This window comes from Embleya sp. NBC_00888, assembly GCF_045207655.1.
Lineage (GTDB): Bacteria > Actinomycetota > Actinomycetes > Streptomycetales > Streptomycetaceae > Embleya.
The window spans coordinates 4,729,982-4,756,058 of the sequence record NZ_CP108785.1 but is presented as its reverse complement, the minus strand read 5'-3'; the positions used below and the strand labels follow the sequence as shown (position 1 = coordinate 4,756,058).

General features: G+C 71.8%; 23 protein-coding genes and 2 pseudogenes. 12 read left to right on the top strand and 13 right to left on the bottom strand.

Features of this window, described 5'->3' with window-relative positions; genetic code table 11:
• Positions 1-178: 178 nt before the first annotated feature.
• Positions 179-1,648, bottom strand: a complete 1,470-nt coding sequence (locus OG948_RS55125) for an MFS transporter (protein WP_331772634.1) — start codon at positions 1,646-1,648, stop codon at positions 179-181.
• A 233-nt stretch (positions 1,649-1,881) separates the two neighbouring features.
• Between OG948_RS55125 and OG948_RS55120 the strand changes: the two genes are divergently transcribed.
• A complete protein-coding gene (locus tag OG948_RS55120) occupies positions 1,882-2,838 on the top strand; it encodes a helix-turn-helix domain-containing protein (RefSeq protein WP_331772633.1) in 957 nt (318 codons plus the stop codon).
• Between the two features lie 161 nt (positions 2,839-2,999).
• Here OG948_RS55120 and OG948_RS55115 read toward each other — a convergent pair whose 3' ends face one another.
• Entirely contained in the window at positions 3,000-3,911 is a 912-nt protein-coding gene (locus OG948_RS55115; RefSeq protein WP_331772632.1) for an alpha/beta fold hydrolase, read from the bottom strand.
• Positions 3,912-4,139: 228 nt separating this feature from the next.
• On the opposite strand from OG948_RS55115, the gene OG948_RS55110 reads away from it, so the two are divergent.
• The gene (locus tag OG948_RS55110) at positions 4,140-4,592 is read left to right on the top strand and encodes a helix-turn-helix domain-containing protein (protein ID WP_331772631.1); all 453 of its coding nucleotides are present in this window, start codon (positions 4,140-4,142) and stop codon (positions 4,590-4,592) included.
• Between the two features lie 158 nt (positions 4,593-4,750).
• Here OG948_RS55110 and OG948_RS55105 read toward each other — a convergent pair whose 3' ends face one another.
• Positions 4,751-5,479, bottom strand: a complete 729-nt coding sequence (locus OG948_RS55105) for an alpha/beta hydrolase (protein WP_331772630.1) — start codon at positions 5,477-5,479, stop codon at positions 4,751-4,753.
• Positions 5,480-6,143: 664 nt separating this feature from the next.
• Between OG948_RS55105 and OG948_RS55100 the strand changes: the two genes are divergently transcribed.
• Complete coding sequence (locus OG948_RS55100; RefSeq protein ID WP_331772628.1) at positions 6,144-8,099, top strand: hypothetical protein; 1,956 nt, start codon at positions 6,144-6,146, stop codon at positions 8,097-8,099.
• 111 nt (positions 8,100-8,210) lie between these two features.
• On the opposite strand, the gene OG948_RS55095 is transcribed toward OG948_RS55100, so the two are convergent.
• Together OG948_RS55095 and OG948_RS55090 are read right to left on the bottom strand one after the other, a co-directional pair.
• The gene (locus tag OG948_RS55095; protein ID WP_331772627.1) at positions 8,211-8,510 is read right to left on the bottom strand and encodes a hypothetical protein; all 300 of its coding nucleotides are present in this window, start codon (positions 8,508-8,510) and stop codon (positions 8,211-8,213) included.
• Positions 8,511-8,570: 60 nt separating this feature from the next.
• On the bottom strand, positions 8,571-8,999 hold the full coding sequence (locus tag OG948_RS55090; RefSeq protein WP_331772626.1) for a MarR family winged helix-turn-helix transcriptional regulator: 429 nt from the start codon (positions 8,997-8,999) through the stop codon (positions 8,571-8,573).
• An 86-nt stretch (positions 9,000-9,085) separates the two neighbouring features.
• On the opposite strand from OG948_RS55090, the gene OG948_RS55085 reads away from it, so the two are divergent.
• The gene (locus OG948_RS55085) at positions 9,086-9,820 is read left to right on the top strand and encodes an SDR family oxidoreductase (protein WP_331772625.1); all 735 of its coding nucleotides are present in this window, start codon (positions 9,086-9,088) and stop codon (positions 9,818-9,820) included.
• Positions 9,821-9,935: 115 nt separating this feature from the next.
• On the opposite strand, the gene OG948_RS55080 is transcribed toward OG948_RS55085, so the two are convergent.
• Positions 9,936-10,583, bottom strand: coding sequence for an SDR family oxidoreductase (locus OG948_RS55080; RefSeq protein WP_331772624.1), 648 nt, complete (start codon positions 10,581-10,583; stop codon positions 9,936-9,938).
• 220 nt (positions 10,584-10,803) lie between these two features.
• The gene (locus OG948_RS55075) at positions 10,804-12,264 is read right to left on the bottom strand and encodes an MFS transporter (RefSeq protein WP_331772623.1); all 1,461 of its coding nucleotides are present in this window, start codon (positions 12,262-12,264) and stop codon (positions 10,804-10,806) included.
• 86 nt (positions 12,265-12,350) lie between these two features.
• On the opposite strand from OG948_RS55075, the gene OG948_RS55070 reads away from it, so the two are divergent.
• Both OG948_RS55070 and OG948_RS55065 read left to right on the top strand, forming a co-directional pair.
• A complete protein-coding gene (locus OG948_RS55070; RefSeq protein ID WP_331772622.1) occupies positions 12,351-13,103 on the top strand; it encodes a TetR/AcrR family transcriptional regulator C-terminal domain-containing protein in 753 nt (250 codons plus the stop codon).
• Positions 13,104-13,252: 149 nt separating this feature from the next.
• On the top strand, positions 13,253-13,519 hold the full coding sequence (locus OG948_RS55065; RefSeq protein ID WP_406300771.1) for a hypothetical protein: 267 nt from the start codon (positions 13,253-13,255) through the stop codon (positions 13,517-13,519).
• 64 nt (positions 13,520-13,583) lie between these two features.
• Here OG948_RS55065 and OG948_RS55060 read toward each other — a convergent pair whose 3' ends face one another.
• Both OG948_RS55060 and OG948_RS55055 read right to left on the bottom strand, forming a co-directional pair.
• Positions 13,584-14,219 carry a hypothetical protein gene (locus OG948_RS55060; protein WP_331772620.1) on the bottom strand — a complete coding sequence of 212 codons (636 nt, stop codon included), beginning with the start codon at positions 14,217-14,219 and terminating at the stop codon, positions 13,584-13,586.
• 102 nt (positions 14,220-14,321) lie between these two features.
• Positions 14,322-14,762, bottom strand: coding sequence for a hypothetical protein (locus OG948_RS55055; RefSeq protein ID WP_331772619.1), 441 nt, complete (start codon positions 14,760-14,762; stop codon positions 14,322-14,324).
• A 409-nt stretch (positions 14,763-15,171) separates the two neighbouring features.
• Here OG948_RS55055 and argJ point away from each other — a divergent pair, with 409 nt between their 5' ends.
• The 3 genes and pseudogenes from argJ to OG948_RS55040 form a co-directional block, all read left to right on the top strand.
• Positions 15,172-16,368 carry a bifunctional glutamate N-acetyltransferase/amino-acid acetyltransferase ArgJ gene (gene argJ / locus OG948_RS55050; protein WP_331772618.1) on the top strand — a complete coding sequence of 399 codons (1,197 nt, stop codon included), beginning with the start codon at positions 15,172-15,174 and terminating at the stop codon, positions 16,366-16,368.
• A gap of 161 nt (positions 16,369-16,529) precedes the next feature.
• Complete coding sequence (locus OG948_RS55045) at positions 16,530-17,372, top strand: alpha/beta fold hydrolase (protein WP_331772617.1); 843 nt, start codon at positions 16,530-16,532, stop codon at positions 17,370-17,372.
• Positions 17,373-17,384: 12 nt separating this feature from the next.
• Positions 17,385-17,630, top strand: a pseudogene (locus OG948_RS55040) (AraC family transcriptional regulator); the annotation flags it as partial.
• Between the two features lie 121 nt (positions 17,631-17,751).
• Here the strand turns inward: OG948_RS55040 and OG948_RS55035 are convergent.
• Complete coding sequence (locus tag OG948_RS55035; protein ID WP_331772615.1) at positions 17,752-18,570, bottom strand: MerR family transcriptional regulator; 819 nt, start codon at positions 18,568-18,570, stop codon at positions 17,752-17,754.
• 335 nt (positions 18,571-18,905) lie between these two features.
• Here OG948_RS55035 and OG948_RS55030 point away from each other — a divergent pair, with 335 nt between their 5' ends.
• Both OG948_RS55030 and OG948_RS55025 read left to right on the top strand, forming a co-directional pair.
• Positions 18,906-19,955, top strand: a complete 1,050-nt coding sequence (locus OG948_RS55030) for a hypothetical protein (protein WP_331772613.1) — start codon at positions 18,906-18,908, stop codon at positions 19,953-19,955.
• Between the two features lie 690 nt (positions 19,956-20,645).
• Positions 20,646-21,146 (top strand): cupin domain-containing protein, encoded by a 501-nt coding sequence (locus OG948_RS55025; protein WP_331772612.1) that lies wholly within the window; start codon positions 20,646-20,648, stop codon positions 21,144-21,146.
• 149 nt (positions 21,147-21,295) lie between these two features.
• Here OG948_RS55025 and OG948_RS55020 read toward each other — a convergent pair whose 3' ends face one another.
• Positions 21,296-22,027, bottom strand: coding sequence for an SDR family oxidoreductase (locus OG948_RS55020; RefSeq protein ID WP_331772611.1), 732 nt, complete (start codon positions 22,025-22,027; stop codon positions 21,296-21,298).
• A 131-nt stretch (positions 22,028-22,158) separates the two neighbouring features.
• Here OG948_RS55020 and OG948_RS55015 point away from each other — a divergent pair, with 131 nt between their 5' ends.
• Positions 22,159-22,749 (top strand): helix-turn-helix domain-containing protein, encoded by a 591-nt coding sequence (locus OG948_RS55015; RefSeq protein WP_331772610.1) that lies wholly within the window; start codon positions 22,159-22,161, stop codon positions 22,747-22,749.
• Between the two features lie 93 nt (positions 22,750-22,842).
• On the opposite strand, the pseudogene OG948_RS55010 reads toward OG948_RS55015, so the two are convergent.
• Positions 22,843-23,807: pseudogene (locus tag OG948_RS55010) on the bottom strand (LLM class F420-dependent oxidoreductase).
• Between the two features lie 333 nt (positions 23,808-24,140).
• Positions 24,141-25,877, bottom strand: a complete 1,737-nt coding sequence (locus OG948_RS55005) for an amidase (RefSeq protein WP_331772609.1) — start codon at positions 25,875-25,877, stop codon at positions 24,141-24,143.
• Positions 25,878-26,077: the final 200 nt, after the last annotated feature.

Below are 26,077 nucleotides of genomic sequence, written 5' to 3'. Positions count from 1 at the left end.
CGCCGCACGGTCACTGTCTCCTGGCTGCTCGCGAGTCGTGGGCCGCCACCCGGAACCGGGCGCGGGTCCCGGCGCGCAACAGCAGGTTCAACCCGGAGCAGTCGCGGAACCGGATCCGACCGAGGTCGACCACGATCCGATGGGCCCGGTCGATGCGCCGACGCGGACCCGGCCACGCTCAACGCTTCGTGTCGCGCGGCAGCAGCCACCACGCCACGGCCGCGGTCGCGGCCAGGAGCACCGCCTCGGCCAGCACGCCCGTACGCATGCCGGACAGCGAGAAACCACTGCCGTCCGACCCCGTGGCCAGTGACCCGAACAGGGCCACCGCAAGCGCGCCTCCGGTCTGCCGCAGCGCGTTCAGCAGGCCGGACGCCGCTCCGACGCGCTCGCCGGGCACGCTGTCCATGAGCTGCGCGGTGAACGCCGGGACGGAGAGCGCACCGCCGATGCCCATCGGCAACAGCAGGACGATCACGAGCCAGATCGGTGTGTGCGCGTCGAGCGGCAGCATGGCCAGCATCGCGCCCGCCATGATGAGCTGCCCGGCCGCGATGACCGGCCGCCGCCCGATACGTTCCGCCAGGCGCGGCGACACCAGGTTGGTGGAGGTGATGACCGCAGCCATCGGCACGAACATCAGGCCCGCCTCGGTGCCCGACATGCCGCGCAGCTCCTGGTAGTACAGGCCGAGCAGGAAGATCCCGCCGTAGAACGCCGCGTTGATCACGAAACCGACGGTGAGTGGGATGACCACCAAACGCTGCCGCAGCATCTCCAGCGGGACCATCGGCGCGCGGTGCCGCCGCTCGACGAGGTGGAAGCCCACACCGCCCGCGACCGCGATCGCCAGGGCACTCAGCACCCCCGGCTGTGTCCAGCCCGCGTGGCCGCCCTCGATGACCGCGTACGCGACCCCCGCCAGCGTCGCTATCGCGGTCGCCTGGCCCATCAGGTCGAGCGGCGCCGGCCGCTTCGGGGACGGCGCGATGCGGGTCAGCAGGACCAGAATCAGCACCCCGATCGGCAGGTTGAGCAGGAACACCGCCCGCCAGCCCGGGCCTTCCGTCAGCACCCCGCCCAGCACCGGGCCGGCGGCCATCGCCACCGAGCCGCCCACGGTCCACAACGCGATCGCGCGGGCCCGTTGCCGGGGCTCGTCATAGGTCTGCCGGATCAACGCGAGCGATGCCGGGATCACGATCGCCGCCGCGGCGCCCTGCGCGACGCGCGCCCCGATGAGCGTGCCGATCCCGGGAGCCAGCGCGCAGGCGAGCGACGCCAGGGTGAACAGCGTCACGCCCCAGGCGTAGGCACGTCGCGCACCGGTCCGGTCGGCGAGCGCGCCCGCCGACAACATCAGGGCCGCGAGCATGAGCGTGTACGCGTCGACGACCCACTGCAACCCGGTCATCCCGCTGTGCAGTGAAGAGCGGATCGACGGCAGCGCGATGTTCACCGCGGACACGTCGATCGAGATCACGGTGAATCCGAGCAGCGCGGCGACCAACGCGAATGGCGACGGCCGCTGCTCCGCGCCGACGTCGGACGAGGCGCGGGCGGACCTCGCGGCGGACGGGTCGGCCGTCGGCTCGGCGCGGGTGTGCCGGTCGCCGGTGTCGGTGTCGGTGAGCGTGGTGGGCGACATGCGCGGGGCCTCCGTCGGTGGTGCCGTGGGACTGAATCGTGCGGGCGGTCCGGCCTCCGGGTCCGCGGCCCGGTGTCGCGCACCCCCTGGGATCCCCGAAGGCGGGCCGCCCGCAACGAACACAACTCTCCCGGCCCCGGGCCGACCGTGGCAGGACGCGTTTCACCGGGGCGCGGCGTTCCGGGGTGTGACGCGGCCCCCCACCTCCGAACGCCACCTGAGACAATGGTTCGATGGCTGAGGTCACCGAGTTGGGCAGGTACTTGCGGGCGAGGCGTGCACTCGTGCGCCCCCAGGATGTCGGGCTGCCCGCGGGCAATGGGCTGCGGCGCACCCCCGGGCTGCGCCGTGAGGAGTTGGCGACGCTGTCCGGCGTGAGCGTCGACTACTACACGCGGCTCGAACGCGGGCGCGAGAGCAACCCGTCGCCGGCCGTCATCGACGCCGTCGCCCGCGCCCTCGGGTTGTGCGCCGACGCGTACGCGCGGCTCCACGAGCTGGCCGACCTCGCGGCGGGCCGGGCCACCGATACCCCGGGGGCCACGGACCGCACGGTGCGTGACTCGGTGCTGCGCGTACTGGAGGCGGTGCGCCCGCTCCCGGCGTACGTCGTCAACCGGTTCAACTACGTGCTGGCCGCGAATCCGCCCGGGCGGCGCCTCACACCCGGACTGTGGGACCTTCCGCCGGAGCAGCGCAACGTCACGCGCTACCTCTTCCTGCATCCCATCGGCCGAACCCTGTACCAGCCGTGGGAGGAGACCGTCGCGGCGTCCGTCGCACACTTGCGCGCGGTGGCCGGCGCCGACCCCGACTCGCCGCAACTCGCCGCCCTGGTCGGCGAACTCCTGCTCAAGTCAACGGACTTCGCACGGCTTTGGGAACGCTACGAGGTCTTCGAGCGCGGCGGTGGCCGCAAGACGTTCGATCATCCCAAGGTCGGCCTGATGACCTTGACCTTCGAGGTGATGCAGTTGTCGCGCACCGGCGGACTGCGAATGGTCGTCTACAACGCCGAGCCGGGCACGGCGGACGAGGCGGCGATGCTGCGCCTCGAATCGGCGTCCGGTACCCGTACGCCGGAGGCTCCCGTATCCGACGCCGCATCGTCCGACACCTCGCCGTCCGACACCTCCACGTCGGACGCCTCCACGTCGGACGCCTCCGTGTCGTCCTGCGCAGGCGCGTAGGTCGCACGGCACCCGCGCCGCCGAAATCACCGGTGTTTGCGGAGCGGCGACCGGCGCGGCGTGGAACCCGGTTCCGGCGCGGGCCGGTTCGGCCGAGTGCGGCGGGATGCGCCGGATGACGTCGTTCACCGTGTTCGGCGGCGCGTACGGTGCGCGTGGGGTCAGGGGGCGAGGAATTCGGTGATGAGGGTGGCGATGGTCTCGGGGGCGTCTTCGAGGCTGTAGTGGCCGGCGTTCGGGAGTTCGGAGGTCCGGCCGCGGGGAAAGGCCGATCGGAACAACGGGAGGAAGTGCGCGCTCCCGAGGGTTTGGTCGGCGGTGCCCCAGATGGCCAGTGCCGGGGTCGCGGCGAGCTTGGCGCGAGCTGCCGGGGTGGGGGTTTCGAAGATGTGCGCGCCGGTGGCGAAGCCTTGGGCCCAGCCGAGCGCGCCGCGGCAGTCGTCGGGGGTGGGGAATGCCGCGGCGTAGGCCCGGATCCAGGTGTCGGTGATGATCGCGTTGTTCTCGAACCCGTTGAGCTTGAGCGTGCTGAGAATGTTGAAGTCCAGCCGATTCAGGATGTGTTCCAGGGATCCGTCGCGCTGCGCCCGGGCGATCCAGCGGAACCAGGGGGACTCGGCGGCGTTGGCCGTCAGTACGCGTGCCAGGTCGTCCTGACCGAACGGGGTCGGGGCGTTGACGGCGACCACGCGGGCGATGCGTTCCGGGTGCCTTGCCGCCAGACCCATGCCCACCGGGCCGCCGAAGTCGTGCATGACGAGGGTGATGTGGTCGAGATCGAGGTCGAGGACGAAGGCCTCGATGTTGTCGACGTGGTCCTGGAGGCGGTACGACCTGGTCGCGGGTGTCTCGCTCTTTCCGAAGCCCATGTGGTCGGGGACGATCACCCGGTGGGTGCTCGAGAGGCGACGGATGAGGTCGCGGAAGAGATATCCCCAGGTGGGTTCGCCGTGCAGGCACAGCAGGACGGGGCCCGACCCCTCGTCGACGTAGTGCATCTCGAAGCCGGGAGCCGAGGTGTGGTGCGGCGCGAAGGGGTAGCTGCCTCGGAAGTCTTCATGGGCGGGGATCATCGGGGCGGCTCCTTGGGGGTGGGGTGCGATCGGGGGATGCGCCGAGCGCCACGGGCACGGCAGTGCTCGCGGATCCGGGCGGCGGACGTACGAGCGAGCGGGCCGCCATGCGGGCGGGCGCGGACGTGACCGCGTCGCGAGTGGTAGTAAATTGAAACCGGATAATGAACATAAGCGGTCTGGTTTTTATTTGCAACCAGTCTGGAGCGGCAGGAGGGCGAGGATCGGATGAACGAGACGACGCGGGCGAACTCGCCGTGCCCCGTGGCACGCACGGTCGAACTCCTGGGTGACAAGTGGTCGTTGCTGATCGTCCGCGACGCGTTCGCCGGGGTACGGCGCTTCGGGCAGTTCCAGCGCAGCCTCGGCGTGGCCAAGAACATCCTCAGCATGCGACTGCGCACTCTCACCGACGCCGGGGTGCTGCGCAGCGAACCGGCATCGGACGGCAGCAGCTATCGGGAGTACGTCCTCACCGACAAGGGCCGGGAGCTGTTCGACCTGATCCTCAGCCTGCGGCAGTGGGGCGAGCACCACGGGGTCGACCGGGGCGAGGAGTACGCACCGCTGATCGACCACTCCACCGGCGAACCACTGGCCAGGCTCACGTATGTACGGCCCGACGGGAGCGCGGTACGCGCCGACGACACGCACGTCGGCGCACTCCGCCCGATGAGCTGAAGCACGCGACGGCGCGCCGGTCGGTCGCGACGGTCCGGCGCACCGTCGGCCGCGGCGGTGGCCGGTCCGTGCCACCGCAGGCGTCCGAGGTGCCGCCGGTGCGGGAACGCCGGCCGGGAACGGGTTCCGGCCGGCGCGCCGGGCGCTGCGATCTCGGGTCAGCTCAGATGCCGGGCGAAGAACCTCAGCGAGCTGTCTACTTCGAACGACGGCACATCCCCGTGCCTGCCGGGGTTGGCGTGCAGCGTCTTCTCGGCCGAGGCCAGGGCGTCGAACAACGCCAGGCTCTGGTCCCGCGGCACCATCTGATCGTTCCACTGAACCAGGAACCGCACCGGCACGGTGATCCGCGCGGCGTCCTCGGCCAGCCCGTGCACACCGAGCAGCCCCAGCACCGCGGCGCGGATCCGGGGCTCTGCGGCGATGAGCGGGATACCGAGCCCGCAGCCCATCGATGTGCCGCAGTAGCCCACCGGGCCGACGCCGACCCGGTCGAGGCGTTGGACCGCGCTCAGGACCGCCTGCCAGTCCGCGACGGCCGGCGGGGCCAAATGGCTGTGCATGCCCGCGACCAGCGCGCCCGGACTCTCACCGGCGGCCATGCCGGCCCGCATCTCGGCCGCGAGCGCGCCGAACTCCTCGGTTTTGGGTCGGTCGCCGTGGTTGGGCGCGTCGATCGCGACGACCGCGAAACCCTCGGCGGCGTAGCGGCGCGCCCAGATCACGGTGCCCGGGGCCGTCTTGTGCTGCCCGCCGCCGTGGCCCAGCAGAATCAGCGGACGAGGACCATAGGCCTCTTCCGGGGTCCACAGCACACCGGGGATCTCGTCGAGGGTGAAGAACTGTTCGGTGACGCCGTCGGACGACGTCTGGGAGGTGAAGCGCATCAGCGTTTCAAGCCTTTCGGGATGCCTTGTGCGGGCTCCCTAGACCATGCAAAGGAGGGAGCCCCGACCTGTCACAGCGTTGATCGGTCTCACCTCCTCGAATTCGCGGTGATGCACGGCGGCGCCGAAGGTATCACAGGGATCGTCACTCGCACCTCGACGGGCGCGAACGCTGTCCGATGCGGCGTTGGGAGGCCGCGACGGTGGTGGTGGCGGCGGTTGTGGTGGCGGCGGTTGTGGTGAACAGTTCCGGGAGAGTGCCGGTGAATTCGCCCAGGAGCAGCACGAGGACCGCCCACACCTCGGTGCGGCGGCCTCCGGCCGGTCGTGCGCCTCGCGTACGTCGGGCCGTTGCGCCAGGGCCGGGGAGGGCCGGGCGACGGACACCGCGGCCGACACCGAACGCGCGTACAGGGCCGAGGTGTACAGCTTGTCGGCGGTGAGGACGCCCGCGCGCAGGCCGGTGGCGATCGCCGAGTCGTGGCCGATCCCCCGCCCCTCCCCGGGACCGGCCCACTTCGCCCGAGTCGTCGGCGGCTTCGAGGAGACGGCCGTTGCGGACGGACCGTGCGCGCGGCGATTCTCGGCGTGGGCCACGGGCGTACCGTGCACCGTGTCCGATCGTCGGGCGGGTTCGAGGCGTCGCGGAGCGGGGGTTGGTCGGATGGATGCCGGAACGTCGGCGGCCGAGGTGCTGTTGCGGTGCGCCGATCCGGACGTCGCGGCGCGGGTCCGGGCTCGGCTCGGGATCGATGCCGGGCCGGCCGATGCCGCCGCCCGGCCGCTCGGCGCCGGGGTGCCGGTCCCGCCCGCCGACCGGGGCACCTGGAGGTTCGTCGCCGACTCCCGCGAGAAGCGGTTCCTCTCCGCGGCGGATCCCGACTGGGACGACGTCGTCGCCGCGCATCGGCGCGAGCCCTTGCGGGGGTTCGCCCGGACGATCCTGCTGGCGAACGCGAGTTGCCCGCCGCAGGCCGCTCTCGAACTGGTGGTCTCGCCGCCGGCGCCGCATCGGTCGCGGTGGGATACCGGGCCGCTCGAAGCGGGGTTGGTGAGTGGTGTGCTGACGCCGCGTCGGGTGGCGCTGGCGGCGGCGCCGGGCTGGTGGGCGATCCGTACGCTGGAGTTCTTCGTCCGCCCCCGGCACTACCGGCGACTGGCGGCGATCGATCGGGTGCTCGACGAGGCGGCCGCGCTGCTGCCGGGCGACGACCTCGCGGCGTGGGGGTGGTTGATCGCACACGCTCCCGACCATCCGGGGACGTTCCCGCAGTTGTGCGCCGACGCCGCGCGGTGGGCCGGCGAAGCCGATGCCGGCGGCGGTGCCGTCGACGACGCGCGTACGTTGGGCCGCGCGTTCGCCACCGCCGGTGGTGGGCCGGCGGTCGGTGAGTGGAGCCGGTGGGGGGCGTTCTCGCCGGCCGGGATGCTGGGCCGGGTGGATCCCTCGGTCGCGACACGCGTGGTCGCGGCGCTGCCGATCGCTGTCGTACGCGGCTTCGCCCGGGCCGGAACCGCGTTGGCCGGACGGGTCGTGCTGCCCGCGCTGGAACGGGTGCCCGAGGACACCTGGGATCTCGTGCACGAGGTCGTGCCCACTGCTCCGACCGTCGAACGGCTGCTCGCCCGGCACGACCCGACGGTCAACGCGGCGCTGTTGTCGGCGCGTCCGGGCCCGGACGCCGCCCACGCGATCTACCGGGCCACCCGGCGCGACGCGCGCCCACGCGTGCGGCTGCCCCTCGAACGCCGCGGGTGGCTGCATACGAGGTTGTTCGACGACTGCGCCGAGGCGGTCCACGGCCACCACCCGTACCTGATCCGGGCCGCTGTCGACCGCTACCGCGCCGCGGGGCTCGGCGCTCCCGCCACGCTGCGCGGACTGCTCGGCCTGTGGGAAACCCGGGGCCGGACCGCGCTGTTCGACCGGCGGGTCAGACTGCGGCTCGGTCCGGAGTACGAAGTCGTGAAGGTCTTCCTGAAGACGACGCGCGCCTTCGACGGGCTGCGCCGACTGCGGGCCGAGGTGGCCGCGTTCGAGCGGCCGGCCGCGTTGCTGGCCGCGATGGCCGGCAACCCCGAGATCGCGACCCGGCATGTACCCGACGCGCTCTGGCCGGAGGCGATCGCCGCGCATCGGCGGGACGAATTGCCCCCCGCCGTCCTGGCCAACCTCGCCGCCCACCCGCGCTGCCCGGACGAACTCACCCTGGCCGCCTGCCGCACCGACCCGGAGGTGGCGGCGCGGGTCGGTCGGCGCACGCCCGCCCACGCGCTCGCCGCGCTCGGCCATCCGCTGCGCGAACCGTTGTCGGCGAAACCGAGCGACTGGATCGAGGAGGCGGACAACTGGTACGTCGACGCGGTCGCCGACAACGCGCTCACCATGCGCGAGTTCGTCGAGATGGCCCGCCCGCCCCACCGGATGCTGGCCGGCCTCGACGCCTTCGCGTCCCTGCTGCCGAACGAACTCGACGAGGCGCGCCGGATCATCGCCGGGCACCTGGCGGACACACTCGGCGACGACGTCGACGCGTGGGTGGTCGCCGCCCGCATCGTGGCCGACTTCCCGGGCCCACTACCGGAGTTGCTGACAACGGCGGCGGCCGTGGCCCGATAGTGCCCGACGGCCTCGTCATCGGATCCCGGGACCCCGAACGAGCGGCATCCGTGGAGGAACCCGAGCCCGGACAGGGCTGTGGCCGTCCTCGACCACAATTGCGGGAGGCCCTCAGGCTCCGTGCTCCCGGGCCGACGCGATACCCGCCCGTACCGCTTCCAGCAGGGCGTCCAGGCCCTGCGCCCGCTGCCATTCCTCGGCCGAGTGCTGCCATGTGTGCTGCGTCGCCGGGGCTTCGGGCGAACCGGCGACGATCTCGACGGTCCGCCTCCCCTTCCGGTCGGGACCGGTGACCCGCAGGTCCATGTTCCGGATGTGGAACCGCTTCGGATGGCTGCCGAAGACCTCCAGGATCCGGCCGTCGAACGTGTAGAACTCTCTACCTGCCCTGGCCGTGATCTCGTCGGTCATGGGGTGACGCTACATGCGGGAACTCGCGGCTGTCAGGCCCCCGTCCGCCGGCAGCTCCATTCAGGAGCGGAGGGCCTCGGTGGCGGTCTGCGCCAGGTCGGCGAGTCGGGCTCGCCGGTCGGACGGCCACGACACGAGTCGAGTCTCGATCGCCGCCGTGACCGCGTCCCTGAAGCGCACGACCAATTCCGTGCCCTGATCGGTCAGGTGCACTCGGGTGGCCCGCCGATCGTTCGGGTCGGGTCGCCGTCGCACCAGGTCGCGCCGTTCGAGCCGGTCGACCAGTCCGGTGACGTTCGTCTTGTCGCAGTGCAGCCGGGCCGCCAACTCGCCGTGCGTCAGTTCGCGTTCCGCGACGGCGGTGAGCAGTTGCGACTGCTGCGGCGTGAGTTTGAGTTCACGGCTGGCGGTGCCTCTGATCCCCTCGACCACACAGCACATCTCGAGCAGCACGTGCGCCAGTTCCGGATCGGGTGTCGACTTCGCCATGTGTCGAGCGTACTTGACAAGTCCATGACACAGACTATTTAGTCGATGGTACGGACTATCGATATCATCGACTGAATGGGATTGCCATGCCGAGCAAGCACCGGCGCGTCGCCGTCGTCACCGGGAGCTCCCGCGGAATCGGTCGGGCCACGGCCCTGCGCCTGGCCGCCGACGGATCGGCCGTCGTGGTCAACTACCACTCGGACGCGGATGCCGCGCGGCAGGTGGTCGCGGCCGTGGAGGAACTGGGCGGCAGCGCCACGGCGATACGCGCGGACGCCGCCGCCCCCCGGGAGTTGCGCGCGCTGATCGACGCGGCCGAGCAGCGCTACGGCGGCCTGGACGTCCTGGTGCACAACGCCGCCGGTTTCACGCGCGGTCCCCTGACCGACGCCGCGGACGACGACTACGAGCACGTCTTCGACCTGAACGCCCGAGCCACGTTCGTCGCGCTGCGCGAGGCCGGCCGACGCATGCGCGACGGCGGTCGCATCGTCTACGTCTCGTCGGTGGCCACCCGGCTCTCCCCACCCGGCGAAGCCCTGTACGCGGCCGGCAAGGCCGCCGGGGAACAACTCGTGCGCAGCTTCGCCCGCGAGATGGGCGAACGCGGCATCACCGTCAACAGCGTCCTGCCGGGACCGACCGACACCGACGGCTTCGCGGCCGGCGGCGCGCCGACCGAGGCACTCGTCGCACGCACCCCGCTGGGCCGATTGGGCCGGCCCGAGGACATCGCGGACGTCGTGGCCTTCCTGGCCTCCGACGGAGCCCGCTGGGTCACCGGCCAGAGCGTGACCGTGGACGGCGGCCTGACCTGACACCGCCGGGGATCCGGGCTCGGTTCCCGTTGCTTCCGGGGGCACCGCGTGTGCACGGCCGGGTGGCGATCGAACGTTCAGCGGACAGTCGGCCGGAGCACCCAAGCCTCGCGGGTCATTCGGCGAGGGTCGGGGCGGCGCGGGACCAGCGGTGTTCGTCGAGTTCGCGGGCGATGAAGCGGGCGAGGTCGGTGCGCGTCACCTTCCGGCCGCCCTTGGGGTTGCTCGCGTCGAGGACGCGGTAGTTGCCGGTGGGGGGTTCGTCCTGCAACCGGGCGGGGCGGACGAAGGTCCAGTCGACGGCGCTTCGGCGGACGATCGTTTCCATCAACCGCATGTCGTCGTACAGCTCCCGCACCAGGGGTGTGACGAGATTGCGGTACCACCAGGGGAAGTTCGGGTCGCGGTGGTGGACTCCGCCCGAGGTGACCGCGATCAGCCGGGGTACGCGGGCGCCTTCCATCGCGGACACCAGGGTCCGCGCCGCGTCGGAGTAGAGCCGGTGTGCGTGCCGCCCCGGCGGGCCGATCGCGGAGACCACGACGTCGTGGCCCTCGACGGCGGAGCGTACGCCGGCGACGTCGCGCACGTCGGCCCGCACGACGTTCGACTTCCCCGTGCCGGGCGCGTCCTCCGCGGTCGGGGGTTGCCACCGGGCCGGCTCGCGCACCGCGGCGGTGACGTCGTGGCCCAGGCGCAGGGCTTCCCGGACGACGAGCTGCCCGGTGCGGCCGTTGGCTCCGAAGACGATGACGTTGCTCATGACGGGGTCCTCACATGGTTGATGGGTTGATGCGGGTCACTCGTCGGGTGCACGAATGCACGGATCCACGAATGCACGGATCCACGAGTGCACGGGTCCACGGGCGCACGGGCGCACGGGCGCACGGGTCCACGGGTCCACAGGTCCACGGGTCCACAAGTGCGACCGAAATACCGGCCGGCCCGAGACAGCCCGGGGCGCGGCCCGGTCGGTCCTTCGGCTACGAGGCGTGGTCGCGGTCGCGGTCACGGGCGCGGTCGCGGTCGCGGTCGCGGGGCAGCAGGAGCACGAGGGCTGCGCCGACCAGGCAGGTCGCGGTGACCACGAGTGCGCCGATGACCAGGCCGTCCGCTCCGGGGTCGGGGGCACCGGGGTCGTGGGCGACGAAGTACACGGTGCCCAGCACCGCGACGCCCAAGGCCGTGGAGAGTTGTTGGAGTGCGTTGAGGGCGCCCGACGCGCTGCCCGTCTCGGCGGGTTCGGCTGCCGCCAGGATCGACTGGACCAGGGTGCCCGACACCAGTCCCACGCCCAGGCCCACGACCAGGGTGGGTATCGACAGCACCCAGGCCGCAGGTCCCCACGCGGCCACCGCGGCGAGGCCGAGCGTGCCGAGCGCCTCGACCCCCAGCCCCAGGTGCAGGAGCGAGCGGCCGAGTCGGACGGCCGCAGCCGGGGCGACGAGTGAGGCGAGCCCGATGCCCGCGGCGAGCGGCGACAGGGAGAGCGCGGTCTCCCACGCGGACCGGCCGAGATCGAGTTGGAGGTGGAGGGAGAGGACGAGCAGCAGTCCGCCGAGGCCGGTGAAGAACGCGGCGGTGACCGCGAGGCCGCCGACGAACGCGGGTTTGCGCAGCAGGGTCGGTACCAGGACCGGCGAGCGGCTGGTGCGTTGACGTCGACCGAAGGCGGTGAAGGCCGCGATGCCGGCGGCGATCTCCGCGAACGTCCACCACGGCCAACCCGCTTCCCGGCCCTGGATCAGCGGATGGACCACGAGCGCGGACCCCATGGCGACCAGGAGGGCACCCGCCGGGTCGATCCGCACGAGCGGGTCCCCCGGGTCGGCCGGCATCCACCGCAGCGCCCCGACCACGGCCAGCGCGCCGAGCGGAAGGTTGATCAGGAAGATCAGCCGCCAGTCGAGTCCGGCCGGGTCGAGGGCGATGAGGCCGCCCGCGAGAACGGGGCCACCGACGCCGGCGAGCGCCATCACCGGTCCGAACGTCGCGAACGCGCGGCCGCGTTCGCGTTCGTCGAACACCGCGCTCAGGACGCCGAACCCCTGCGGGATCATCAACGCGCCGAGCGCGCCCTGCGCCACCCGAGCCGCGACCAGCACGGTCGGCGAAGGCGCCGTCGCACACACCGCGGAGGCCACCGTGAACCCGGCGGCGCCCAGGACGAACAGCCGCCGCCGACCCCACCGATCACCCAGCCGGCCGCCGACGACCAGCAGGACGCCGAAGGCGAGCGTGTACCCGGCGGTGAGCCACTGCATCATCGCCGCGCCGCCGCCCAGCCCGGCGCGGACCGATGGGGCGGCCACGTTCATCACGGTCGCGTCCAGCAGGTCCAAGGCCTGGGCGAGCAGCACCACCGCCAGGATCCGCCACCGATGCGGATGGGCCGCGGGTGGTGCCGCACGGGCAGTCGGCGTCGTCGAAGCGGGAACGGTCACGAGAGGTCTTCCCATCAGTCTTAACAAACACTGTTCGTCAAGCACTGTGCCTTAACGAACACCATTCGTCAAGCTAGGATGGCACCATGCCGCAAGCCCGCTCCCGCTCCCGCCCCTCGAAATCCATGCTCGGCCTGGACGCCGTTCTGGCGGCCACCATGGCGCTGGTCGACGAGCTGGGCTGCGAAGCGGTGAGCCTGCGGCGCGTTGCCCAGGCCCTCGAAACCGGACCCGCCTCGCTCTACGTCTACGTCCGCGATCGACAGGAGTTGATGGCGCTCGTCCTCGACCACGCGGTGGCCGACGTGGTCGTGCCCGACGAGGGTGCCGGGGACTGGCGTACCCGCCTCGAACTGCTCGTCGGGCGCATCGTCGTCGCCCTGGCCGGCCACAACGACATCGCCTCCGTCGGCCTGCGCGACGCCCTCCCCGGCCCGCACGGCCTGCGCCTGACCGAGGAGACGGCGCGCCTGCTCCGCGCGGGCGGACTCGACGACGACGCCTGCTCCTGGGCCATCGACCTGCTCGGCCAGTACATCTACTCGACCGCCCTGGAGCACGCCGGCGACCCACAGCCCCGGCGGGCCCCCGCACCACCCTCGCCCGACGCCGACCCGACCGGGCCCGAGACGTTCACCGCCCGACTCGACGCCACCTTCCGGGCGTTGCCCGCCGAGCAGTACCCCACCCTGCGAGCCCTGGCGCCCAGACTCACCGGCGGCGACCCGAACGCCAGGGCCGCGTGGAAACTTCGCGTGATCATCGACGGCCTCCTCGCCCAACCCCCGCTCCGAGCCGCACCCCACCGGGACGACACCGCCGCACCCACACCGATCTGACCGAGCGCCGTCCCACGCCCAACTCCCCTTTCGACGGCGCCACTTGCGGTGCACGCCGGACGGGCGCCGCGGTACGGCCCCGAGCGGAGAGGGGATGGGCGCTCCCGTACGAACCGGCCTGCGCCGTACGGCGCCGCCACGCCGTCGACGTGGCGGCCGGGATCACCGACCCGAGCCGAGTACCGCCGCCCTCGGCCGAGGGCGGCGGCGTGCGGCAGCGCACCGGTCAGCCGGCCTGCCCGGTGGGCATGATGGTGACCTGTTGCAGGTTGACGGCCCAGACCCTGTGCGTCTACAACGTCGAACCCGGCTCCGAAACCGCCCGCTCCCTCCAGCTCCTCACCAACTGGACGGCACCACAGCCGGACACGCTCCCCCGACCCGGGCCCACCATCGCGCCCGAAGCAACCCCGTAACGATGTCGCCGGGCGGTACCGGACGGCACCGGACCGACGTTCCGACCGACCGTGCGTCGGCCCGTCAGACCTCGCCCGCAGGCGCCTCGCGCAGGTCCCATCCGGTGGCCGCGAATGCGAACCACATCTCCTCGTACCGGACCCCGTCGTGCGCGAGTTCGTCGGGAACGCGCACGGTGCCGTGCCGGTCGCGCGTCGCCGGCCGCACCGTGAGCGGGAACACCTGCGCCGCATCCGCCTTCCCGGGGTGCGCGCTCAGCACCCGAAACTCCCACGCCTGGGGACCGGCCGACGTCGGATCCGGCTCGTCGCGGCACAGGATGTAGTGCTCGTGTCGGTGGTGGACGCGCGAGCGAGCCCGTACCGCCACCGGCCTTTCCGCGACGGACAGTTCGCTGCGGATACGGCCGATCGCACGCCACGGCGCCTCGGGCCGGTGCGGCCCGAGCCCGTCCGCGGCCAGTTCGCGGCGCAGCTCGGCATACAGCGGTGCGATCGCGGTGAGCCCGTCGACGGCGTGTGCGACGTCGCTGTCGCTGTCGCACCACATCATGCTGTGCTCCCAGCGCACGATGCGCTCGCGCACCCACGGCTTCAGCACCGCGTCGATCCCGGCGCCGAGCCGATCGCCGCGCTCCGCCCACTCCACGGCGAACAGCGCCCCGTCATACGCCTTGCGGAAGTCCTCGAGCAGCCCCATCGCATCCCCCTGCACGGTCCCAACCGTCGTAACCATCGCCGACGGTACGCGAACGCGCCCGGCCCGGGGCGACCCCCGGCCGTGCATCGCGCCGTCGGATCGTCAGACCTGTGTGGCGGTGCCGTCCTCGGCGACCCTGATCCGGGCCACGTAATCGGTTCCGCAGTGGGGCCCGTTGGGGTGGGTGGCCTCGGGGACCAGCGTGAGTCGCGCGGGTGGCGGGGAATCACCCGAGACGGTCGTCACCCGCACCGAGGCCTCGACGGGCCGTGCCGTCAGGGACAGGGACATCATCGCGGACCAGGAGGTCACCGGCACGCGTGTCGGGTCCAGGGAGCGGGTCTGCTCCTCGCATTCCCCGTCGCGACACAGCTCCACGGACAGCGTTTCCACCCGCTTGCCCAGGTCGGGCGCGAGGTCGACGGTCAGCGGGATGGACCCCACCAGCGTGCACTCGGGTGCGGGATCCGACCCGGAACACGCGACGAGCGCCGCCGTCACGCCCAGCGCGCCGACCAACCGAAACCCTCCATGAGCCGCCATCACACATCCTCCAAGTCCCCGAAGCCCGCCGCGAAATTCGCCGACCGACACGTCCGCCGGGCGCAGCCTCCCGTACGGCCACCGCCCCGGCACGCGCGGGCCCGATCCCCGTCGCGCCGACCGTTGGATCTCGCCCGGATCGACCCGGGTCGACACCGCCGGGCTATGACGTCCATCGGTCGCGGAAGGTTCCATCTCTCGGCGACCCGTCGATGAATCGTCTTCAGCCGTACCGTGACACGCACTTGCGAGTGGTTCGGGCCCGGCTCGGGTGTCGAGCGCTCCGATCTGGTGGCCCTGGTCGGTGGGAAGGCCCCGGGTACGGACGTCTTCGAGGCGTTGGCGGGTTCGGCCGATCCCGCGCGAAATCCCTGGACGCAGCCGCGATCATGGTGCAAATATATGCCTCATGACACATAATCATGCAGTGTATGAGGAGGGCGCGGCGTTGACGTGGCCCGCGGGCTTCCGGGCGTACACCGGTCATGGCGGGCTGCGCGATCGGGGGGACGACATCTCGATCGTGGCGTCGGATCGGCCGTCCGTCAGCGCGGCGATGTTCACCCGCAGCCGCTTCGCGGGGCCGGCCGTGGTGCTCAGCCGCGCGCACGCCGCCGGGCAACACCTCCGGGCCCTCTGCACGTTGGCGAAGAACGCCAACGTCGCCACCGGGCGGCAGGGCGAGGAGAACGCCGCCGAGGTCGTCCGCCGGGTCGCCCGGATTCTGGACATCCCGGAGGACGAAGTACTCATCGGCTCCACCGGGGTCATCGGACGCCCGCTGCCGATGGACACCATCCGCACCCATCTCGACGAGACCGCGCAGCGCGGTCCGGCGGCCTTCACGGCGGGGCCGCTGGACGTGGCTCGCGCGATGATGACCACCGACACGCGGCCGAAGACGGCTGTACGGACCGTCGGTCCGGCCCGCATCGTCGGCGTGGCCAAGGGCGTCGGCATGCTGGAACCCGACATGGCGACCATGCTCGCCTACCTGTTCACCGACGCGGCCCTTTCCCCGGCCGACCTGGACACCGCGCTTCGCGGTGCCGTCGAGAAGACCTTCAACTGTCTGAGCGTGGACACCGACACCTCCACCTCCGACACCGTGGCCGTGATCGCCAACGGCGCGGCCGGCCCGGTCGACCTCTCGGCGTTCTCCCTCGCGCTCGCCGAACTGTGTCTGGACCTCACCACGCAACTGGCCGGTGACGGCGAAGGCGCGACCAAGCTTCTGCGTGTGGCCGTCGGCCGGGCTCGGGACTACGAGCAGGCCAAACGCGTCGCGAAAACCGTGGTGAACTCGCCTCTGGTCAAGACCGCGGTCCACGGAGCCGACCCGAACTGGGGCAGGGTCGTCATGGCCATCGGCAAGAACACCGACGACACGGACATCGAACCGAACAAGGTAACCGTGCGGTTCGGCGCGATCGAGGTCTACCCCCAGGAGCCCGAACCGGACACCCTCCACCAACTCGTCGACATCATGCGGCAGGACGACGTCGACATCACCATCACCCTCGGCCTCGGTGACGCCACCGCCACCGTCTACGGCTGCGACCTCTCCGAGGGCTACATCCGCGTCAACGCGGACTACACCTCGTGACGGCCGCCGATCGCGGTCACGGCCCCCGGAGCAGGTGACGTGGTGGCGTCCCTCGGCGCACCCCCGCACACGGGGACGCTCGATGCTGCTCCACGCCCTCGCCGGCCGCGCGATGACTTTTGTACAAGACCGACGGCCGGTGGCCCACTCATCATCGCTGCATGAGTGAGTACGACGTCGAGCACAGTTCGCACGGCATGCACGTGATCCGCGACGGCCCGCGGCAAGCGCCGCCGGTGTTGCTCATCCACGGGTCGGGTGCCGCGAGCGCCTCGTGGCGCCCCTTGGTCCCGGCGCTCGCCGCCCACCACCACGTCGTCCGGGTCGACCTCCCCGGATGCGGCCGATCCCCGTCCGCGACGTCCTACCGGGTCCCCGTACAGGCGGGCAGGATCGCGGCGCTGCTCGACGACCTCGGACTGGGCTCCGTCACCGTGGTCGGGCACTCCAGCGGCGGCTACGCGGCCACCGCGCTCGCGGAGCAGCGCCCCGACCTGGTGGGCTCGCTCGCGCTGATCAGCACCGGACCGAGCCTCGACGCGCTGCTTCCGCAGCCGCTCGTCCTGCGGGTCCTGCTGGGCCCGCCGTTCGGGCCGCTCCTGTGGTCGCGGCGTTCGGACGCCATGATCCGCAAGGGGATCAACGCGACGGCCGCCCGCCCCGTGGACATCCCGGACGGTGTGGTCGCCGAGCTACGAGGCACCACGTACGGCGCCTTCAGGGCCGTGATGCGCGAGAACACCGCGTACGTCGCCGAGCGGAGCGTGCCCGAGCGTCTCGCCTCCCTCGGGGTTCCCCTGCTGGTGGTCTTCGGCGCCGCGGATCCCCGCTGGGATCCGTCGTCGGCGCGCCGGTACGAGACGGTGCCGGGCGCGCGGGTCGAACTCCTGCCAAAGGTGGGGCACATACCCCTGTGGGAGGCGTCCGAGCGGACCGCGCACCTGCTGCTGGAGTTCGCGGCACAAGACACCGGCACCCCGCCGGTGCGGCCCCGACAGGCTTGAGGCCGGTCGCGTATGTCGACAACGGGGGCGCCCGACTGGACGGGCGTGGGCGTGGCGGTCCCGCGCCCGTCGGGTCGGCTGCCCGGAGTTGCCATGGCCGGCTTCACCCAACACGTCCCCGCACTCGTGGACATCGCCATGGTCGCCCACCCGTCCGTCACCGTGCTCATCGACCTGAGCGCGGGCGACGGCCTCGTGTACGACGCCCGCGGCCGGCACGGGCGCGGCAGCGCGATCGTCGGGACGACATCGCCTGGCCGGATTCATCGCCGACCCGGCCAGGGCCAAGGCCGGGGCCGGGGCCGAGGCCGGGCTTCGGGAGGCCACAACACTCTCCCGATACCCGAAGGTGACGAACGGTCGGGCTCGGCACGGTCGGTCAGCGCGGGATGACCGGTGTCTGCAGTTCCGTCACCCAGTCGTCACGGTCGTCGGGGCACTCGAGGTTGACCTCGCGGGGGTATGCGTTCGACCGGTAGCCGTTGGCGTCGATCCAGCGGGCGAGGGTCTGCGCGGTGGGGAGCACGGTGTCCATCGAACCGTGGTGCACGATGGTCGCGGCCTGGTCGAGGGATGGCAGGTCCAGGACGCGGAAGGCGCCGTCCTGGAGAGGAGCGGAGACCTGGACGGCGGCGTGGACGCCGATCCTGCCGCCCTCCGGGGCGTCCTCGTAGTAGGCGACACCGGGGCCCGTGACGGCGATGCCCGCCGCGCCCAGGCACCGGAACAGCTCTTCGTAGAGCGGCCCGACGACCGGCCCGATGTCCTCGGGCTCGAAACTCGCGGCGGTCGCGGTCAACTCCGCCACCCGGACGGTGGGAACGCTCTTGATGACAACGTCGTTCGTGGGCATGTGCCCCTCGCTCTCGATCGCTCGGAGCCTCGCCTCGACGTGGACCAGCCGTGCTGCTGCGGCAGCCATCGCGGTCTCCAGTTCGGCCCGCCGCAATCGCAGCATGCCGCGCAGTTCCTCGACGCCGACCTTCTCGTCCACGATGCCCCGGACCTGCTGGAGGGTGAAACCGAGGTCCTTGAGTGCGATGATCCGGTTGAGGCGGGCGAGTTGGACAGCGGTGTAGTAGCGATAGCCGCTGGCAGGGTCGACGTGAGCCGGGCGCAGCAGGCCGGTCGCGTCGTAGTGACGCAGCATCCGGACCGAGACGCGGCCGTGCCGGGCGAATTCTCCGATGGTGAACATGATGTCTCCGAGCCGACCGCCTGACACGGTGTGAGGGTCAAGAAGTTACCCGCGGCCGAGGGACGGCGAGAGCACGGGGAGCTTCATCTGCGCCTCCATGAGGTCCCCGACAGGGAGCCGGCCCCGACCATCGCGGCGTGGCCGGAGTTCGAGGCGGTCGAGGTGGCGCGGGCGTGCGGCAAGGCCGTGTGGAAGCCGTTGATGGAAGAGATCAAGGCGACCACCCACCGTGACTGATCGGTTGCGCATACGGGTACACGCCCCTCGTCCGGCGGCCGGGAGCGCGTCCGGTACAGGTGCGGCCCGGCCGTGTTTCCACGCGCGGGGAGAACGCCTTGACCTTCGCATCCGACCCCCGACCACCCGCGCCCGCACCGATGCCGGGAAATCGCCAACCCCCCGCGCCCACCGGCTACTTCGAGACCCGGCCGACCCCACTCGACGCGCCCCCACGACGCGCTTCGCCGCCCACCCACCCCGGCGATCCGGCGCTCTCGCGATCCGCCGGCACACCGGACGACCCGTATGGCGAGCACCTTACGCGCCCGACACCGGACGACCGCGTCGAGGCACTCTCCGACAACCCGGCCGAGACATTGCTGCGCCTGGCGACCGCCCATCGCACCGTCCCCGAGGTCGCACGGATGATCGCGATCCTGAAGGACTGCTCCGGATTGGCCGCCGACGATGCCCTGCGCGAAGCCGCGACGACACGACCGGTGAGCGAACTCGTGCTCTTGGCGAACCTGCTGAGCAACCCCACCCACGCCCGACAGGGCCGGCGCCCCGCCGAGCAACCCGACCGGCACGATGCGCGTCTGCCGGTCGGCCCGAAGCACACCGGCGCGTACCCACCACCACCGCCGGCGTTCATCGCCGAGAAACCACCGGTCAAGGCGCCGTCGACGGTCGCGGAAAAGGGTGCGGGTGCGGGTGCGGGTGCGGGTCTGCGGTGGGCCACCGCGGTGGGCCTGGCGGTATCCGGACTGGCGCTGGGCAGCGCGATTCCCGCGAGTGTCCGCACGCCCCCGTACGCAGCCGGGTGGTTCGCGCTGCTGGGCCTGGCAACCCTGTTCCTCGCCGGGATCACGGCCGTACGCGCCGGCCGCGGCATGCGCCTGGCGGCGTTGGCGGCGGGGTGCGCGACGATCGCCACGGCGCTCGTACCGCCGCTGCTCGCCGACGCGGGCGCGGCGTTCGAAGCGTGGGGTCCGGTGGCCCTGGGCGCGGGCACGCTCACCGCGTTGTGCGCCGCCGCGTTCCTCACCCGATCCACCGCGCCGCCCGACCCCGGTGACCCGCCGCACCGGGAGATCGACTTCGAGCCCTGGGAGACCACGATGCTCGAGCACTGCCCGGCGAGCACCACCCGCATGTTCGGCTGAACTCCAACCCTGTCCGACCGGTCGTTCCCTTCACCGGATGTCCGGGACGAACCAAACGTCACGCATGTGGTCGGGGCCGAGTTCCGGAAATGACGAGGGCGCCGACTCCCCGCCGGATGCGGCGCCCTCGCCCCGTCCCCACCACGGGGGCACACACCCCACACTCGCCGAGCACGAACGTGCGGATCCCGCAGAGGGCATCCATCAACAATGGCGACAATTCCGGCCACAGGACAGCGGATTCACCCGCGCGCCGACACGTTCCCTCGAACGAGCGATGGCGATGCCGGCGATCCGCGGTGAACGCGGTGCGCGGTCGGCCGCAGCCCGTGGTGTGCGGGGAGGTTGGGATCGGATCGGTGTCCTGCCGTGTTCCATGTCGTGTCCATGTGGGCTCCAAGACGGTGGGGCGAGTCTTCTCGCAAGGACACCGCGGCACTTGAGAGGACACACCGTGATCGCCGAGAACGTCACCATCGAACCGGCCTTCGCAGGGGCCGCGGGCACCGCCCTCGGGGTTCACCGGGTCACCACCGTGCCGGTGGTGATCACGGCCGGTGTGCTGCCGCGGGGGCGTCCGAGTACGACCGCTGCGGCTGCCGCCGCGGGACGTGTTGCCTCGCCCGTGGTTTGAGCACCCCGTATATCCGACGACCCGAGCATGTCGGCCCGCACCGAGGAGAATTCGCCATGTCGCTCATCGTTCCCGGATTCGACGACTCCGTCGTGGTCCGTTCCACCGATGCGGAAGTGATCGGCCGCGCCCCGACCACCGTCCGGCTTTTGGCGGACGGCAGTTCCACCGGAGGTGCGCTGTCCACCCAGCGCGTGACCCTCGCCGACGGCGCGAACGGCGCCACGCCGCACCGGCATTCGCGGTCGGCCGAACTGTTCTACCTGCTCGACGGGACGGCCCGCCTCCTGTCCGGCGACCAAGTGGTCACCGCCGAGAAAGGCGACGTGGTCATCGTGCCGCCGGGCCTCGACCACGCTTTCGCCGCCGCGCCGGGAGCGGACGCGGACATCCTGATCGTGATCACCCCGGGCGTCGAACGCTTCGAATATTTCCGGCACTTGGAGCGCATCGCCTACGGCTTGGTGCCGCCGGAGAGTCTTCTCGACGTCCAAGAGCTCTACGACACCCATTTCACCACCAGTGAGAACTGGAACCGGGCGCGGAGCCGGGGCTGAGCCCGGACGGCGCGAACCGACCGAGATCAGCCGTCCGTCGGCTTGGCGATCGCCATCCCGGCCGCCGGGAGGTGGCACCGCCCCGGGGGTATCCGTGGGTTCGGCAGGAACGCGGGAGTGGGCCGCGTGGTGGCGCGGAGCCATCGGAGCTACCCCTGGGCGGTGGGGCGAATCACGATGTCGCCCACGTCGACGCCGTCCGGCTGCTCGATGGCGAAGGCGATGGCGCGGGCCACCGCGTCCGGCGACAGAGCGGTCTCCATCATCTTCTCGATTCCGACCTTGACGGCCGGATCCATGCGCTCCGCGAAGTCCGTGCGCACGGCGCCGGGCGAGACGATGGTCACGCGCAGACTGTCGCCGGCCTCCTGCCGCAGGCCCTCGGAAATGGTGCGCACGGCGTTCTTCGTACCGGCGTACACCGCCTGGAGCGGCACGATACGCAATCCGGCGGTGGACACGGTGTTGACGAAGTGCCCGAAGCCCTGCTCCCGGAAGACGGGAAGGGCCGCGGCGATCCCATACAGGACCCCTTTGAGATTGACGTCGATCATCTCCTCCCAGTCCTCGACGCGCAGGTCGTCCAGAGGGGAGATCAGACCGACCCCGGCATTGCTGACGAGGGTGTCGAGCTTGCCGTACCGCTCGCGTGCCAGCTCGACGAGACCGGAGAGGTCCTCGCGTCGTGTCACGTCCGTGCGGGCCCAGACCGCCTTGCCGCCGGCCGCTTCGATGCGGGTGGTCAGGGCCTCGAGGCGCTCCGGACGGCGTGCCCCGAGGACGACCTTCGCGCCGCGCTCGGCGAGCAAGAGCGCGGTCGCCTCGCCGATGCCGCTGCCGGCCCCCGTGATCGCTACGACCTTGCCTTCGATTCCCGACATGATGCGCGGTCCTTCCGCAAGACGAATGAGGGCAGGCTCATGCCCTAGAGTGAAAGTGGAGGCGCCGCCACTTCATTCAGATTAAGTGGCGCCGCCTCCACTTAGCAAATGGGATGAGGAGGGAACCGCCGATGACCCGAGATGCAGGACGTCCGCTGCGGGCCGACGCGCAGCGCAACCGGGACAAGATCCTGGCCGCCGCGGTGCGCGTGTTCACCGAGGAGGGCCTCGACGCGCACTTCGAGCGCGTCGCCAGGGAAGCGGGCGTGGGAACCGGCACCCTCTACCGCAACTTCCCGACCCGGGAGACCCTGATCGAGGCGGCCTACCGCAACGAAGTGGCGCTGCTGTGCGACGCCGTCCCCGGCCTCCTCGCGGCGATGACACCATCCGAGGCCCTGCGTGCGTGGACTCGCCGCTTCATCGACTACGCCACCGCCAAACTGGGCATGGCCGACGCCCTGCGAGCCGTCGTCGCCTCCGGAACCAACCCCTACGCCGACAGTCACGAGATGATCCAGGCCGCCCTCTCCTCCCTCATGGAGGCCGGTACCGCTGCCGGAACGATCCGGTCCGACATCAGTGCGACCGACATGTTCGCCGCCCTCGCCGGCATCGCCCTCACCTCGGCCAGGCCCGAGCAGCGAGCGCAGGCCGAACGCCTCCTCGACCTCATCCTGGACGGACTCGAACCCGTGCCGCCGCGGCTCCGCGAAAAGTGACGGCATGACCCGGACGTCACCGAACCCCCCGTCCAACCGGAGACCTCGCGCGGCTCTTCGCGATCCGAGGCCCGGCCCGCGGTCCCTTGGCGGTCACAGCTCGCGCAGTGCCACCAGGAGGTTGTCCCGCGCCCAGTCCAGGAACGCGTGCTGGGTCCCGCCGCCGATCTGGATCAGCGCGACCTCGGTGAACCCGGCCTCGACGAACGGGCGAACCGCGTCCACGAACGCGTCCACGTCGTCACCGCACGGAATCGACTCGGCGGCGTCCTCCGGTCGCACGAACCGTGTCGCGCCCGCGAAGCCCGCGGTGCCCGGAAGCTCGGAGTTGACCTTCCAGCCGCCCCCGAACCAGCGGAACTGCTCGTGCGCCCGCGCTACGGCGACGCCCCGGTCGGGGTCGTAGCTCACCGGCAACTGGCCCACCCGGGGCTTCCCCGTGCCGCCGTGCCGGTCGAACTCGGTCAACAGCTCACCCTCGGGCTCGGTCGCGATGACCAGGTCCGCCAGCCGACCCGCCAGGGCACAGCTCTGCCGTCCGGAGACCGCGATGCCGATCCCGGCGGGCGGTCCGGCAGGTCCCACAACTTGGCGGACTCGACGTCGAAGTGGGTGCTGTGATGGTCGACGTACCCGCCCGCGAACAACGCCCGAATGATCTCCACCGCCTCGCCGAGCATCTCCTGGCGCACGTCCGCCGCCGGCCGGCCGCCGCCGACCACGTGCTCGTTCAGGTTCTCCCCGGAGCCGAGCCCGAGCCGGAACCGGCCGTCCGACAACAACTGCACGGTCGCGGCCTTCTGCGCCACCACCGCCGGGTGGTAGCGCATCGTCGGACAGGTCACGTACGTCATCAGCGGGATCCGCGAGGTGGCCTGCGCCGCCGCGCCCGGCACGCTCCACGCGTACGGCGCGTGGCCCTGCGCGTCCAGCCACGGAAAGTAGTGGTCCGAGGTCACCGAGAAGTCGAACCCGACCTCTTCCGCGTGCACCACGTGCGCGACCAGATCCTTGGGCCCGGCCTGCTCGGTCATCATCGTGTAGCCGATCTTCACCATGGCACCCGGGTGCCCGGACAAGCCGGCGGAAACCGGACCACCGACACCGACGGCCGGCGCCCCGCTCGGCCCTTCGCGGGCGCGTCCGAGTCGGGCGCCGGCCGGGGTTCGCCGTCCGGCCCGGGGCACCGCACCTCGCGTCTCGGGCCGGCCCGGAAGCGATGTCCAGGGCGCGGAGGCAGGTCCGCTTGTCGAACCGGAGGAGGCCGATCGCCGGGAGAAACAGGTCGGGAGGGCGACGACGGCCGTGGCGGCGGGAGGTGAAGACCCGCGTGCACCCCAGGGACTACGTCGTGACGGCACCCGGCGACGCGGCGCCCCGACGCCGTCGGGTCAGCTCGACGCCAACCGTGGTGTGCGCGGCGGTGCGGTGCGGCGGTTTCCGGTGGCCTCGAAGGCCGCCGCGACGGCGAGCAGGGCGTTGTCGTCGTAGGCGCGGCCCGCGAAGGTCAGCCCGACCGGCATGCCGATGTCGGCCATGGTGCCCATCGGCACGGTCACGGTCGGGATGCCCAGGTGTCGGGGCACCAGATTGCCGTTCGCGACCCACACGCCGTTGCGCCAGCCGAGGTCGGCGGACACCTCGGAGACGTCCATGTCCGCCGGGCCCACGTCGGCGACCGCGGGGAACACCACCGCGTCCAGGCCCAGCTCGTCCATCCACTGCTCCAGGTCCACCCTGCGCGTCTCCTCGAGCCCGCGCAGCCCCTGCTCGAGGTGCGGCATCTCGGTGAAGGACGCGTACGGACGCTCGCGCACGAACCGCGGATAGTCGCCGATCGTGTCATCGAAACCGGCGTAGCGGTCCGGCAGTTCGCGGGAGTCCTTGGGCCAGATCCGGTCGCCGTCGACGTCCGCCAGGCCGGCGAATGCCGGGTCGCCGTTCGCCCGCAGGAAGTCGTCCCACGCCCAGGCCGACAGGTCCTCGATCTCGACCTTGAGGAAGTCACGTCCGACCAGGCCCCGGGTCGGCAGGGAAGGCGCGCCCGGACGGTCGGCCTCGTAGTTCGACACCACGGGGAAATCGACCTCGACCACCTCGACGCCCGCTGATTCCAGGTCGCGGCGGGCGGCCTCCCACAGGGCGATCACCGAGGCACGCGTCTCGATGCGCCGGCCGGTCTGGCCGCCGATGCCCCCGTCGGGGTTCGTCCCGGCGTCGGGGTCGGCGTTGATGTACATCTTCGGCACGCCGACGCGCTTGCCGGCGAGCGAGGCCCGTGCCGCCTTCGCGTCCGCGGGCGCCAGCGCCGGGTACGAGGCCGGGCGCACCCGCGACGGCGCGGGCAGCGGCACCCACGGCTGGGACCGCCACAGGTCGCCGCGGGTCTCCGGGTCGTCGGCGACGATGACGTCGAGCAGCTCGAACAGGTCGGCCATGGTGCGGGTGTGCGGCACCACGACGTCCATGGTCGGCACCAGCGGCCAGTTGCCGCGCACCGAGATCACGCCGCGACTGGGCGTGTACGCGCACAGCGCGTTGTTCGAGGCGGGCGCCCGGCCCGACGACCAGGTCTCCTCGCCGAGGCCGAACGCGCCGAACGACGCCGCCGTCGCGGTGCCCGAACCGTTGGACGAGCCGGAGCCGAAGGCGCTGGTCAGCCAGTCGGCGCTGTACGGGCTTTCGGCGCGCCCGTACACGCCGCGCTGCATGCCGCCGTTCGCCATCGGCGGCATGTTGGTCAGGCCGATGAGCATCGCCCCGGCCGCGCGCAGCCGCTCGACGGCGAAGGCGTCCCGCTGGGCGACCAGATGTTCGAACGCCGGCGAACCGGCCGCCGCCGTCAGGCCCTTCACGAGGTAGCTGTCCTTGGCGGTGTACGGGATTCCGTCCAGCGGACCGAGCGTCTCGCCACGCGCGCGGCGTGCGTCGGAGGCTTCGGCATCGGCGCGAGCGTCCGGGTTCATCACGACCATCGCATTGAGCGCGGTGGCGGTGCCGGGCCGGTCGTAGGCCTCGATGCGCGCCAGATAGGCGTCGAGCAGCCCGACCGCGGTGGCCTCGCCCTTCTCCAGCGCCGCGCGCAGGTCGGCGATGCTCGTCTCCACGACGTCGAATCCGCGCGTCATGCGGGGGTCCTCCTGGATGCTTCGGTCGAACGGGGCCACGGACTCGGAACGGGGTCGCGGGGAACCGCCTCGGGCGGCGGAGCCTGCGGGTCGATGCGACACCCCGAATCGCGCGGGCGGACCGCACGACAAGGTGTCACGACAAGGTGTGCCGGATCGATCCGGCAGAACCGAATCTAGACTCTGCCGGATCGATCCGG